At 71.9% G+C, this 12,361-nt stretch carries 11 protein-coding genes; all 11 read left to right on the top strand.

The genetic code is table 11. From position 1 onward, the window contains the following. The first annotated feature begins 18 nt into the window (after positions 1-18). The 11 genes from ACF08D_RS27320 (at position 19) to coaBC (ending at position 12,264) form a co-directional block, all read left to right on the top strand. On the top strand, positions 19-1,005 hold the full coding sequence (locus ACF08D_RS27320) for an aspartate carbamoyltransferase catalytic subunit (protein WP_392226183.1): 987 nt from the start codon (positions 19-21) through the stop codon (positions 1,003-1,005). Beyond that, on the top strand, positions 1,002-2,288 hold the full coding sequence (locus tag ACF08D_RS27325) for a dihydroorotase (protein ID WP_392226185.1): 1,287 nt from the start codon (positions 1,002-1,004) through the stop codon (positions 2,286-2,288). The genes ACF08D_RS27320 and ACF08D_RS27325 overlap by 4 nt, the downstream gene beginning before the upstream one ends. Further along, complete coding sequence (locus tag ACF08D_RS27330; RefSeq protein WP_392226186.1) at positions 2,285-2,848, top strand: hypothetical protein; 564 nt, start codon at positions 2,285-2,287, stop codon at positions 2,846-2,848. Before ACF08D_RS27325 ends, ACF08D_RS27330 begins: the two co-directional genes overlap by 4 nt. Next, entirely contained in the window at positions 2,845-4,005 is a 1,161-nt protein-coding gene (carA, locus tag ACF08D_RS27335) for a glutamine-hydrolyzing carbamoyl-phosphate synthase small subunit (RefSeq protein WP_392226188.1), read from the top strand. The genes ACF08D_RS27330 and carA overlap by 4 nt, the downstream gene beginning before the upstream one ends. Continuing rightward, positions 3,998-7,306: a carbamoyl-phosphate synthase large subunit gene (gene carB, locus ACF08D_RS27340; RefSeq protein ID WP_392226190.1), complete on the top strand. Its 3,309-nt coding sequence runs from the start codon at positions 3,998-4,000 to the stop codon at positions 7,304-7,306. Before carA ends, carB begins: the two co-directional genes overlap by 8 nt. Before the next feature lie 61 nt (positions 7,307-7,367). Next, the gene (locus tag ACF08D_RS27345; RefSeq protein WP_392226192.1) at positions 7,368-8,474 is read left to right on the top strand and encodes a quinone-dependent dihydroorotate dehydrogenase; all 1,107 of its coding nucleotides are present in this window, start codon (positions 7,368-7,370) and stop codon (positions 8,472-8,474) included. After that, the gene (gene pyrF, locus ACF08D_RS27350) at positions 8,471-9,322 is read left to right on the top strand and encodes an orotidine-5'-phosphate decarboxylase (protein ID WP_392226194.1); all 852 of its coding nucleotides are present in this window, start codon (positions 8,471-8,473) and stop codon (positions 9,320-9,322) included. The genes ACF08D_RS27345 and pyrF overlap by 4 nt, the downstream gene beginning before the upstream one ends. A 329-nt stretch (positions 9,323-9,651) precedes the next feature. Next, on the top strand, positions 9,652-9,975 hold the full coding sequence (locus ACF08D_RS27355) for an integration host factor (protein ID WP_064068014.1): 324 nt from the start codon (positions 9,652-9,654) through the stop codon (positions 9,973-9,975). A 38-nt stretch (positions 9,976-10,013) separates the two neighbouring features. Beyond that, positions 10,014-10,607 carry a guanylate kinase gene (gmk, locus tag ACF08D_RS27360; protein WP_392226196.1) on the top strand — a complete coding sequence of 198 codons (594 nt, stop codon included), beginning with the start codon at positions 10,014-10,016 and terminating at the stop codon, positions 10,605-10,607. Positions 10,608-10,647: 40 nt separating this feature from the next. Beyond that, positions 10,648-10,920 carry a DNA-directed RNA polymerase subunit omega gene (rpoZ, locus tag ACF08D_RS27365; RefSeq protein ID WP_005319902.1) on the top strand — a complete coding sequence of 91 codons (273 nt, stop codon included), beginning with the start codon at positions 10,648-10,650 and terminating at the stop codon, positions 10,918-10,920. 114 nt (positions 10,921-11,034) lie between these two features. Then, positions 11,035-12,264, top strand: coding sequence for a bifunctional phosphopantothenoylcysteine decarboxylase/phosphopantothenate--cysteine ligase CoaBC (gene coaBC / locus ACF08D_RS27370; protein ID WP_392226198.1), 1,230 nt, complete (start codon positions 11,035-11,037; stop codon positions 12,262-12,264). Positions 12,265-12,361: the final 97 nt, after the last annotated feature.

A 12,361-nucleotide genomic window follows, 5' to 3' on the forward strand; every position in this document is an offset into this window, starting at 1 on the left:
ACGGAGAAACTCCCCCCGATGATGCGTCACCTCATCTCGGCCGCCGACCTCACCCGCGACGACGCCGTCCTGATCCTCGACACCGCCGAGGAGATGTCCCGGGTCGCCGACCGGCCGATCAAGAAGCTGCCCACCCTGCGCGGCCGTACCGTCGTCAACCTCTTCTTCGAGGACTCGACGCGCACCCGCATCTCCTTCGAGGCCGCCGAGAAGCGCCTCTCCGCCGACGTCATCAACTTCACCGCCAAGGGCTCCTCGGTCTCCAAGGGCGAGTCCCTCAAGGACACCGCGCAGACCCTGGAGGCCATGGGCGTCGACGCGGTCGTCATCCGGCACGGCGCCTCCGGCGCCCCCTACCGCCTGGCCACCTCCGGCTGGATCGACGCCGCCGTCATCAACGCCGGCGACGGCACCCACCAGCACCCCACGCAGGCGCTGCTGGACGCCTTCACCATGCGCCGCCGGCTGATCGGCCGGGACGAGGGGCTCGGCCAGGACCTGGCCGGCCGGCGCATCACCGTCGTCGGCGACGTCCTGCACAGCCGGGTCGCCCGCTCCAACGTCGACCTGCTGCACACCCTGGGCGCCGAGGTCACCCTGGTCGCCCCGCCCACGCTGGTGCCGGTCGGCGTCGAGAGCTGGCCCTGCGAGGTGTCGTACGACCTCGACCGCGTCCTGCCGAAGTCCGACGCGGTGATGATGCTCCGCGTCCAGCGCGAGCGGATGAACGCCGCCTTCTTCCCCACCGAGCGCGAGTACTCCCGCCGCTACGGCCTCGACGGCGACCGCATGGCGCGGATGCCCGGGCACGCCGTGGTGATGCACCCCGGCCCCATGGTGCGCGGCATGGAGATCACCGCCGAGGTCGCCGACTCGCCCCGCTGCACCGTCGTCGAACAGGTCGCCAACGGGGTCTCGATCCGGATGGCCGTCCTGTACCTGCTGCTCGGCGGCGCCGAGCCGGCCGTCGCCCCCACCCGTACCGAGGAGAACCCGAACCGATGAGCAAGACCCTGATCCGTGGTGCGAAGGTGCTGGGCGGCGAGGTCCAGGACGTCCTGATCGACGGCGAGACCGTCGCCGCCGTCGGCGCCGGCCTCGAGGCCGGCGACGCCACCGTCGTCGAGGCCGAGGGAAGGATTCTGCTCCCCGGCCTGGTCGACCTGCACACCCACCTGCGCGAGCCCGGCCGCGAGGACTCCGAGACCGTCCTCACCGGCACCCGCGCCGCCGCGAGCGGTGGCTACACCTCCGTCTTCGCCATGGCCAACACCTTCCCGGTCGCCGACACCGCCGGCGTCGTCGAGCAGGTCTACCGGCTCGGCCGGGAGCACGGCTACTGCGACGTCCAGCCCATCGGCGCCGTCACCGTCGGCCTGGAGGGCCGGAAGCTCGCCGAGCTGGGCGCCATGCACGAGTCGGCCGCCGCCGTCACCGTCTTCTCCGACGACGGCAAGTGCGTCGACGACGCCGTGATCATGCGCCGCGCGCTGGAGTACGTGAAGGCGTTCGGCGGCGTCGTGGCCCAGCACGCCCAGGAGCCCCGGCTCACCGAGGGCGCGCAGATGAACGAGGGCGTCGTCTCCGCCGAGCTGGGCCTGGGCGGCTGGCCGGCCGTCGCCGAGGAGTCGATCATCGCCCGCGACGTCCTGCTCGCCGAGCACGTCGGCTCCCGCGTCCACATCTGCCACCTGTCGACCGCCGGGTCCGTCGAGATCGTCCGCTGGGCCAAGTCGCGGGGCATCGACGTCACCGCCGAGGTCACCCCGCACCACCTCCTGCTGACCGACGAGATGGTCCGCTCGTACAACCCGGTCTACAAGGTCAACCCGCCGCTGCGCACCGAGCGCGACGTGATGGCGCTGCGCGAGGCCCTGGCCGACGGCACCATCGACATCGTCGCCACCGACCACGCCCCGCACCCGCACGAGGACAAGGACTGCGAGTGGGCCGCGGCCGCCATGGGCATGGTCGGCCTGGAGACCGCCCTCTCGGTCGTCCAGCACACCATGGTCGAGACCGGGCTGCTCGACTGGGCCGGCGTCGCCGACCGGATGTCCTTCGCGCCCGCCCGCATCGGCCGCGCCACCGGCCACGGCCGCCCCGTCTCGGCAGGTGAGCCCGCCAACCTCACGCTGGTCGATCCGGCATACCGTGGAGCCGTGGACCCCGCGGGCTTCGCCTCCCGCAGCCGCAACACGCCCTACGAGGGCCGCGAGCTGCCGGGGCGCGTCACCCACACGTTCCTGCGGGGCCGGGCGACGCTCATGGACGGGAAGCTGGCGTGACCTTTTCGATCGAACTCGCGGCCGAGCAGAAGTCGGCGGAGGTGACCGACTGGGCCGCCCGGCTCGGCTGGGTCGCCGGACTGCTCCTCTTCGTGGCCCTCGTCTACTGGCTGATGCGCCAGGGGTGGAAGTGGCGCGGCAGCCTCCAGTCGGACCTGCCGCCGCTCCCCACCGCGCCGGACGAGCCCGGCGCGGCCCGGCTGACCCTGACCGGCCGCTACCACGGCTCCACCACCGCCGGGCAGTGGCTCGACCGGATCGTCGCCCACGGGCTGGGTACCCGCAGCCGTGTGGAGCTGACGCTCACCGAGCGGGGCCTCGTGGTCGTACGCCCCGGCGCGGCCGACTTCTTCGTGCCGGCCGGCCGGCTGCGCGGAGCCCGGCTCGACAAGGGCATCGCGGGCAAGGTCCTCGCCGAGGGCGGCCTGCTGATCGTCACCTGGGCCCACGGCGACGCGCTGATCGACTCGGGCTTCCGCTCCGACCGGGCGGCGGAGCACACCACCTGGGCCGACACCCTGAACTCCATGATCACTACGACGGAAGGCACCGCACGATGACCACCTCCACCCGGGGAACCAGGGTTCCCGCCGTACTCGTCCTGGAGGACGGCCGCATCTTCCGCGGCCGCGCCTACGGGGCCGTGGGGGAGACCTTCGGCGAGGCCGTCTTCTCCACCGGCATGACCGGCTACCAGGAGACCCTGACCGACCCGTCGTACCACCGCCAGGTCGTCGTGATGACCGCGCCGCACGTCGGCAACACCGGCGTCAACGACGAGGACCCCGAGTCCGGCAAGATCTGGGTCTCCGGCTACGTGGTCCGCGACCCCGCCCGCGTCACGTCGAGCTGGCGCTCCCGCCGCACCCTCGACGAGGAGCTGGCCGCCCAGGGTGTCGTCGGCATCAGCGGCATCGACACCCGCGCCCTCACCCGCCACCTGCGCGAGCGCGGCGCCATGCGCGTCGGCATCTTCTCCGGCGACGCCTGGACGGGCGTACGCGACGAGGCGCTGGTCGCCAAGGTTCAGGCCGCCCCGCAGATGAAGGGCGCCGACCTCGCCGCCGAGGTCGCCACCACCGAGGCGTACGTCGTCCCCGCGATCGGCGAGAAGAAGTACACCGTCGCCGCCATCGACCTCGGCATCAAGGGCATGACCCCCCACCGGATGGCCGAGCGCGGCATCGAGGTGCACGTGCTGCCCGCCACCGCCACCGTCGAGGACGTCTACGCCGTCGCCCCGGACGGGGTGTTCTTCTCCAACGGCCCCGGCGACCCCGCCACCGCCGACCACGCGGTCTCCGTGATGCGGGGCGTGCTCGCCCGCAGGACCCCGCTGTTCGGCATCTGCTTCGGCAACCAGATCCTGGGCCGCGCGCTCGGCTTCGGCACGTACAAGCTGAAGTACGGCCACCGCGGCATCAACCAGCCCGTGCAGGACCGTACGACCGGCAAGGTCGAGGTCACCGCGCACAACCACGGCTTCGCCGTCGACGCCCCGCTCGACAAGGTGTCCGACACGCCCTACGGCCGCGCCGAGGTCTCCCACGTCTGCCTCAACGACAACGTGGTGGAGGGCCTCCGGCTGCTCGACCAGCCGGCCTTCAGCGTCCAGTACCACCCCGAGGCGGCGGCCGGCCCGCACGACGCCGCCTACCTCTTCGACCGCTTCACGTCTTTGATGAACACCGCCCTGATGGAGGCCGAGCGTGCCTAAGCGCACCGATATCCAGTCCGTCCTGGTCATCGGCTCCGGCCCGATCGTCATCGGCCAGGCCGCCGAGTTCGACTACTCCGGCACCCAGGCGTGCCGTGTCCTCAAGGCCGAGGGCCTGCGGGTCGTCCTGGTGAACTCCAACCCCGCGACGATCATGACCGACCCGGAGATCGCCGACGCCACCTACGTCGAGCCGATCACCCCCGAGTTCGTCGAGAAGATCATCGCCAAGGAGCGCCCCGACGCGCTCCTGCCCACCCTCGGCGGCCAGACCGCGCTCAACACCGCCATCTCCATGCACGAGCAGGGTGTGCTGGAGAAGTACGGCGTCGAGCTCATCGGCGCCAATGTGGAGGCCATCCACAAGGGCGAGGACCGCGACCTGTTCAAGGGCGTCGTCGAGGCCGTCCGCGCCAAGATCGGCCACGGCGAGTCCGCCCGCTCGGTGATCTGCCACTCCATGGACGACGTCCTCAACGGCGTCGAGACGCTCGGCGGCTACCCCGTCGTCGTCCGCCCCTCCTTCACCATGGGCGGCGCCGGCTCCGGCTTCGCCCACGACGAGGAGGAGCTGCGCCGCATCGCCGGCCAGGGCCTCACGCTCTCTCCCACCACCGAGGTCCTCCTGGAGGAGTCCATCCTCGGCTGGAAGGAGTACGAGCTGGAGCTGATGCGCGACAAGAACGACAACGTCGTGGTCGTCTGCTCCATCGAGAACTTCGACCCCATGGGCGTCCACACCGGCGACTCCATCACCGTCGCCCCGGCGATGACCCTCACCGACCGCGAGTACCAGATCCTCCGGGACATCGGCATCGCGATCATCCGCGAGGTCGGCGTCGACACCGGCGGCTGCAACATCCAGTTCGCCGTCAACCCCGAGGACGGCCGGGTCATCGTCATCGAGATGAACCCGCGCGTCTCCCGCTCCTCCGCCCTCGCCTCCAAGGCCACCGGCTTCCCGATCGCGAAGATCGCGGCCCGTCTCGCCGTCGGCTACACCCTCGACGAGATCCCCAACGACATCACCGAGAAGACCCCGGCCTCCTTCGAGCCGACCCTCGACTACGTCGTCGTCAAGGCCCCGCGCTTCGCCTTCGAGAAGTTCCCGTCCGCCGACTCCACGCTGACCACCACCATGAAGTCGGTCGGCGAGGCCATGGCCATCGGCCGCAACTTCACCGAGGCGCTCCAGAAGGCGCTCCGCTCGCTGGAGAAGAAGGACAGCCAGTTCGCCTTCACCGGCGACCCCGGCGACAAGGCCGAGCTGCTGCGCGAGGCGGTGCGCCCCACCGACGGCCGCATCAACACCGTCATGCGGGCCATCCGCGCCGGCGCCACCCCCCAGGAGGTCTTCGACGCCACGAAGATCGACCCCTGGTTCGTCGACCAGCTCTTCCTGATCAAGGAGATCGCCGACGAGCTGGCCGCCGCCGAGAAGCTGGAGCCGGAGCTGCTCGCCGAGGCCAAGCGCCACGGCTTCTCCGACGCCCAGATCGCCGGCATCCGCGGCCTGCGCGAGGACGTCGTCCGCGAGGTCCGGCACGCCCTCGGCGTACGCCCCGTCTACAAGACCGTCGACACCTGCGCCGCCGAGTTCGCCGCCAGGACGCCGTACTTCTACTCCTCGTACGACGAGGAGACCGAGGTCGCCCCGCGCGAGAAGCCCGCGGTGATCATCCTGGGCTCCGGCCCCAACCGCATCGGCCAGGGCATCGAGTTCGACTACTCCTGCGTCCACGCCTCCTTCGCCCTCGGCGAGGCCGGCTACGAGACCGTGATGGTCAACTGCAACCCCGAGACCGTCTCCACCGACTACGACACCTCCGACCGCCTGTACTTCGAGCCGCTGACGCTCGAGGACGTGCTGGAGATCGTCCACGCCGAGTCCCTCGCCGGCCCCCTCGCGGGCGTCGTCGTCCAGCTCGGCGGCCAGACCCCGCTGGGCCTCGCCCAGGCGCTCAAGGACAACGGCGTCCCCGTCGTCGGCACCTCCCCGGAGGCCATCCACGCCGCCGAGGACCGCGGCGCCTTCGGCCAGGTCCTCGCCGACGCCGGGCTGCCCGCCCCCAAGCACGGCACCGCCACCACCTTCGCCGGGGCCAAGGCCATCGCCGACGAGATCGGCTACCCCGTCCTCGTACGCCCGTCGTACGTGCTCGGCGGCCGGGGCATGGAGATCGTCTACGACGAGGCCCGCCTGGAGGCGTACATCGCCGAGTCCACCGAGATCTCCCCGACCCGCCCGGTGCTGGTCGACCGGTTCCTCGACGACGCCATCGAGATCGACGTCGACGCCCTCTACGACGGCCACGAGCTGTACCTCGGCGGCGTCATGGAGCACATCGAGGAGGCCGGCATCCACTCCGGCGACTCGGCCTGCGCCCTGCCCCCGATCACCCTCGGCGGCTTCGACATCAAGCGGCTGCGCGTCTCCACCGAGGCCATCGCCAAGGGCGTCGGCGTCCGCGGCCTGATCAACATCCAGTTCGCCATGGCCGGCGACATCCTCTACGTCCTGGAGGCCAACCCGCGCGCCTCGCGCACGGTGCCCTTCACCTCCAAGGCGACCGCCGTACCGCTCGCCAAGGCCGCCGCCCGCATCTCGCTCGGCGCCACCATCGCCGAGCTGCGCGAAGAGGGCCTGCTGCCCCGGAACGGCGACGGCGGCAGCCTGCCGCTGGACGCGCCGATCTCCGTCAAGGAGGCCGTCATGCCGTGGTCGCGCTTCCGCGACGTGCACGGCCGCGGCGTCGACACCGTCCTCGGCCCCGAGATGCGCTCCACCGGCGAGGTCATGGGCATCGACGCGGTCTTCGGCACCGCGTACGCCAAGTCGCAGGCCGGCGCCTACGGCCCGCTGCCCACCAAGGGCCGCGCCTTCATCTCGGTCGCCAACCGGGACAAGCGCTCGATGATCTTCCCGGCCCGTGAGCTGGTCGCCCACGGCTTCGAGCTGATGGCCACCTCCGGCACCGCCGAGGTCCTCAAGCGCAACGGCATCCACGCCACCGTGGTGCGCAAGCAGTCCGAGGGCGAGGGCCCCGGCGGCGAGAAGACCATCGTCCGGCTCATCCACGACGGCGAGGTCGACCTCATCGTCAACACGCCGTACGGCACCGGCGGCCGGCTCGACGGCTACGAGATCCGCACCGCGGCCGTGGCCCGCGGCGTCCCGTGCCTCACGACGGTGCAGGCCCTCGCCGCCGCCGTCCAGGGCATCGACGCCCTCAACCACGGCGGGGTGGGCGTCCGCTCCCTCCAGGAACACGCCCAGTACCTGACCGCGGCCCGCGACTAGCAGCCACGAGGGGGACACCGTCCAGACGGTGTCCCCCTCCTCATGAGGACACCACCACACCATGTACAAGCTCTTCTTCCGGCTGTTCTTCACCCGCATGGACCCGGAGCGCGCCCACCACCTGGCGTTCCGCTGGATCCGGCTGGCCGCCCGCGTGCCCGTGCTCCGCACCTTCCTCGCCGCCGCCCTCGCCCCCCGCCACAAGGAACTGCGCACCGAGGCGTTCGGCCTGCGCATGCACGGCCCCTTCGGCCTGGCCGCCGGGTTCGACAAGAACGCGGTCGCCATCGACGGCATGGCGATGCTCGGCTTCGACCACGTCGAGATCGGCACCGTCACCGGCGAGCCGCAGCCCGGCAACCCCAAGAAGCGCCTCTTCCGGCTCGTCGCCGACCGGGCCCTGATCAACCGCATGGGCTTCAACAACGACGGCTCCGCCGCCGTCGCCGCCCGCCTCCACGCGCGCGTGCCGGTCTTCCGGACCGTCGTCGGCGTCAACATCGGCAAGACCAAGGTCGTCCCGGAGGCCGAGGCCGCCGCCGACTACGTGAAGTCCACCGAGCGCCTCGCCCCCCACGCCGACTACCTGGTCGTCAACGTCTCGTCGCCCAACACCCCGGGCCTGCGCAACCTCCAGGCCACCGAGTCGCTGCGCCCGCTGCTCACCGCCGTCCGCGAGGCCGCCGACCGCACGGTCACCGCCCGCCGGGTGCCCCTCCTCGTCAAGATCGCGCCCGACCTGGCCGACGAGGACGTCGACGCGGTCGCCGACCTGGCCGTCGAACTCGGCCTCGACGGCATCATCGCCACCAACACCACCATCGCCCGCGACGGCCTGCGGTCCCCGGCCCGCCTCACCGCCGAGACCGGCGGCCTGTCCGGCGCCCCGCTCAAGGAGCGCTCGCTGGAGGTGCTGAGCCGCCTCTACGCGCGCGTGGGCGACCGCATCACCCTGGTCGGCGTGGGCGGCATCGAGAACGCCGAGGACGCCTGGCAGCGCATCCTCGCCGGCGCCACCCTCGTCCAGGGCTACAGCGCCTTCGTCTACGAGGGCCCCTTCTACGCCCGCGCCATCCACAAGGGCCTCGCCGCCCGGCTGAACGCCTCCCCCTACGCCACCCTCGCCGAGGCCACCGGCGCCGCCACCCGACGAAAGGCCGCCGCATGAGCCCCCTCGCCCCCTTCGGCGCCCGGCTGCGCCACGCCATGGACACCCGCGGCCCGCTGTGCGTCGGCATCGACCCGCACGCCGCCCTGCTGTCCGCCTGGGGCCTGGACGACGACGTGGCCGGCCTGGAGCGCTTCACCCGCACCGTCGTCGAGGCCCTCGCCGGGCAGGTGGCCGTCTTCAAGCCGCAGAGCGCCTTCTTCGAGCGGTTCGGCTCGCGCGGCACCGCCGTCCTGGAGCGGGCCGTCGCCGATCTGCGGGAGGCCGGCGGCCTGGTCGTCATGGACGCCAAGCGCGGCGACATCGGCTCCACGATGGCCGCCTACGCCGAGACGTACCTGCGCCCGGGCGCGCCCCTGTTCTCCGACGCCCTCACCGTCTCGCCCTACCTCGGCTACGGCTCCCTGAAGCCGGCCGTCGACCTGGCGCGCGAGAGCGGCACCGGGCTGTTCGTCCTCGCCCTCACCTCCAACCCGGAGGGCGCCGAGGTCCAGCACGCGGTACGCACCGAGGACCCGGCCGGCCGTACGGTCGGCGCCACCATGCTCGCCCGCCTCGCCGCCGAGAACGCCGGCCAGGAGCCCCTGGGCTCCTTCGGCGCGGTCGTCGGCGCCACGCTCGGCGACCTCTCCTCGTACGACCTGGACATCAACGGCCCGCTGCTCGCGCCCGGCATCGGCGCGCAGGGCGCGACCCCGGCCGACCTCCCGGCGGTCTTCGGCGCGGCCGTGCGCAACGTCGTGCCCAACGTCAGCCGGGCCGTGCTCAGCGCCGGCCCGGACGCCACGGCGCTGCGCGCGGCGGCGGAGCGGTACGCGGACGAGGTGCGGGCGGCGGCCGGCGCCTGACCCGTACGCGAGTGATGTGCCTCACGTCGGAGCCGCCGGCGGGGGGCCGGTGGACCGCCGCGGAGGGGGAAGGGACTGACGTGGGGGCGAGAACGGAGCGGCAACCGGGCGGGAACCGGCCCAGAACCGGGACGATATTTCCCGAATGTCTGGGTAGATCGATGCTGACCAGGACTTTTCCTTCGTTCTCGCTGACTCTGGCGGCCGTGGCCGCTAGTCTCCGTCGCAGAGCCAACGTGCACTGCGTTGCTCGTTGCTCCCCTGGTGTGGGCCGACTAGGTTCCTCACCGGTCCGTATCCGACAGTTCGACATCCGAGGTGACGTAGGCGTGGCTCTTCCGCCCCTTACCCCTGAACAGCGCGCAGCCGCGCTCGAAAAGGCCGCCGCGGCTCGCCGGGAGCGGGCCGAGGTCAAGAATCGACTCAAGCACTCCGGCGCCTCGCTCCAGGAGGTCATCAAGCAGGGCCAGGAGAACGAGGTCATCGGCAAGATGAAGGTCTCCGCCCTCCTGGAGTCCCTGCCGGGCGTGGGCAAGGTCCGCGCCAAGCAGATCATGGAGCGGCTCGGCATCTCCGAGAGCCGCCGTGTGCGGGGTCTCGGCTCCAACCAGATCGCGTCCCTGGAGCGCGAGTTCGGCAGCACCGGGGCCTGACGTCCGGGGCACCGCGGTGAACCTGGAATAATCGCCCCATGGCTGCAACATCCCGGGGGACCGCCCCCGAGCCCCCGGACGTACGTCCGCGACTGACCGTGCTCTCCGGCCCCTCCGGGGTCGGCAAGAGCACGGTCGTCGCTCATATGCGCAAGGTCCACCCCGAGGTCTGGCTCTCGGTCTCCGCCACCACCCGCAAGCCGCGACCCGGCGAGCGGGACGGTGTGCAGTACTACTTCGTCGGCGACGACGAGTTCGACAAGCTGGTCGCCAACGGCGAGCTGCTGGAGTGGGCCGAGTTCGCCGGCAACCGCTACGGCACGCCGCGCCGGGCCGTGCTGGAGCGGCTGGAGGCGGGCGAGCCGGTGCTGCTGGAGATCGACCTCCAGGGCGCGCGGCTGGTCCGTGAGTCGATGCCGGAGGCGCAGCTGGTCTTCCTGGCCCCGCCCAGCTGGGACGAGCTGGTCCGCCGGCTCACCGGCCGGGGCACCGAGCCGCCCGAGGTCATCGAGCGGCGGCTGGAGGCGGCCAAGGTCGAGCTCGCGGCGGAGTCCGAGTTCGACACCACCCTCGTCAACACCTCCGTCGAGGACGTGGCCCGTGAGCTGCTAGCCTTGATGCAAGTTGTTTGATCTTTGTCCCATTTTCCAGAAGTTTTTCGGAAGGTAGAGCGTGTCCTCTTCCATCACCGCGCCCGAGGGCATCATCAACCCGCCGATCGACGAGCTGCTCGAGGCCACTGACTCGAAGTACAGCCTCGTGATCTACGCGGCCAAGCGTGCGCGTCAGATCAACGCGTACTACTCGCAGCTCGGTGAGGGCCTGCTGGAGTACGTCGGTCCGCTGGTGGACACCCACGTCCACGAGAAGCCGCTCTCGATCGCCCTGCGCGAGATCAACGCGGGTCTGCTGACCTCCGAGGCCATCGAGGGCCCGGCCCAGTAGGTGCCCCACAGCACGTCACGGCAGGCCCGGTGGACACTCCACCGGGCCTGTGGTGTGTCATGGAGCCGTACGGCAGGTGCGAGGCGTACGGACAACGGAGCCGGGAGGCGTTGAGTGGACAAGCCGAAGGTCGTCCTCGGGGTCAGCGGGGGCATCGCCGCCTACAAGGCGTGCGAGCTGCTGCGGCGGCTCACCGAGTCCGGCCATGACGTACGGGTCGTCCCGACCGACGCGGCGCTGCACTTCGTCGGCGCCGCCACCTGGTCCGCCCTGTCCGGCAACCCGGTCGCGACCGGGGTCTGGTCCGACGTCCACGAAGTCCCGCACGTCCGCATCGGGCAGGGCGCCGACCTGGTGGTCGTCGCCCCGGCCACCGCCGACATGCTCGCCAAGGCCGCGCACGGCCTCGCCGACGACCTGCTCACCAACACGCTCCTCACCGCCCGGTGCCCGGTGGTCTTCGCGCCCGCCATGCACACCGAGATGTGGGAGCACCCCGCCACCCAGGAGAACGTCGCCACCCTGCGGCGGCGCGGCGCCGTGGTGATCGAGCCGGCCGTGGGCCGCCTCACCGGCGCGGACACCGGCAAGGGCCGGCTGCCCGACCCGGACGCGATCTTCGCGCTCTGCCGCCGGGTGCTCGCCCGGGGCGCCGCCGCCCCGGCCGACCTCGCCGGCCGGCACGTGGTGGTCAGCGCCGGAGGGACGCGGGAGCCGCTGGACCCGGTGCGCTACCTGGGCAACCGCTCCTCCGGCAGGCAGGGGTACGCCCTGGCGGTGACCGCCGCCGCCCGGGGCGCCCGGGTGACGCTGGTCGAGGCCAACACCGGCCTGCCGGACCCGGCGGGTGTCGACGTGGTCCATGTGGGCACCGCGGTCCAGCTGCGCGAGGCGGTGCTGAAGGCGGCGGCCGACGCGGACGCCGTGGTGATGGCCGCGGCCGTCGCGGACTTCCGCCCCGCCGCGTACGCCGAAGGCAAGATCAAGAAGAAGGACGGCGAGGAGCCGGCGCCCGTCGCGCTGGTCCGCAACCCGGACGTCCTCGCCGAGATCTCGGCGGAGCGGGCCCGTCCGGGCCAGGTCGTCGTCGGCTTCGCCGCCGAGACCGACGACGTCCTCGCCCACGGCCGCGACAAGCTCCGCCGCAAGGGCTGCGACCTGCTCGTGGTGAACGAGGTGGGGGAGCGCAAGACCTTCGGCTCGGCGGAGAGCGAGGCCGTGATCCTGGCCGCGGACGGCGGGGAGACCCCCGTGCCGTACGGGCCCAAGGAGGACCTCGCGGACACCGTCTGGGACCTCGTCGCCCCCCGGCTGGGCGGCGGCGACTCGGACGGCTCAGGATGAATTTCGGATTTCCCCCTGTTGGGGGATAAGTCCGAGCAATGCATGGCAAAACCGGCGCTCCGGCTCGCGGTCAAGGGTGATCTTGTCGCCACGAGCA

The organism is Streptomyces sp. NPDC015131, assembly GCF_043079975.1.
In the GTDB taxonomy this organism is placed as follows: Bacteria; Actinomycetota; Actinomycetes; order Streptomycetales; family Streptomycetaceae; genus Streptomyces.

Excerpts from the sequence above, each read along its gene's own strand:
- pyrF (WP_392226194.1), top strand. The coding sequence starts at position 8,471 with ATGAGCCCCCTCGCCCCCTTCGGCGCCCGGCTGCGCCACGCCATGGAC.
- ACF08D_RS27345 (WP_392226192.1), top strand. The coding sequence starts at position 7,368 with ATGTACAAGCTCTTCTTCCGGCTGTTCTTCACCCGCATGGACCCGGAG.
- ACF08D_RS27325 (WP_392226185.1), top strand. The coding sequence starts at position 1,002 with ATGAGCAAGACCCTGATCCGTGGTGCGAAGGTGCTGGGCGGCGAGGTC.
- carA (WP_392226188.1), top strand. The coding sequence starts at position 2,845 with ATGACCACCTCCACCCGGGGAACCAGGGTTCCCGCCGTACTCGTCCTG.
- gmk (WP_392226196.1), top strand. The coding sequence starts at position 10,014 with ATGGCTGCAACATCCCGGGGGACCGCCCCCGAGCCCCCGGACGTACGT.
- ACF08D_RS27320 (WP_392226183.1), top strand. The coding sequence starts at position 19 with ATGATGCGTCACCTCATCTCGGCCGCCGACCTCACCCGCGACGACGCC.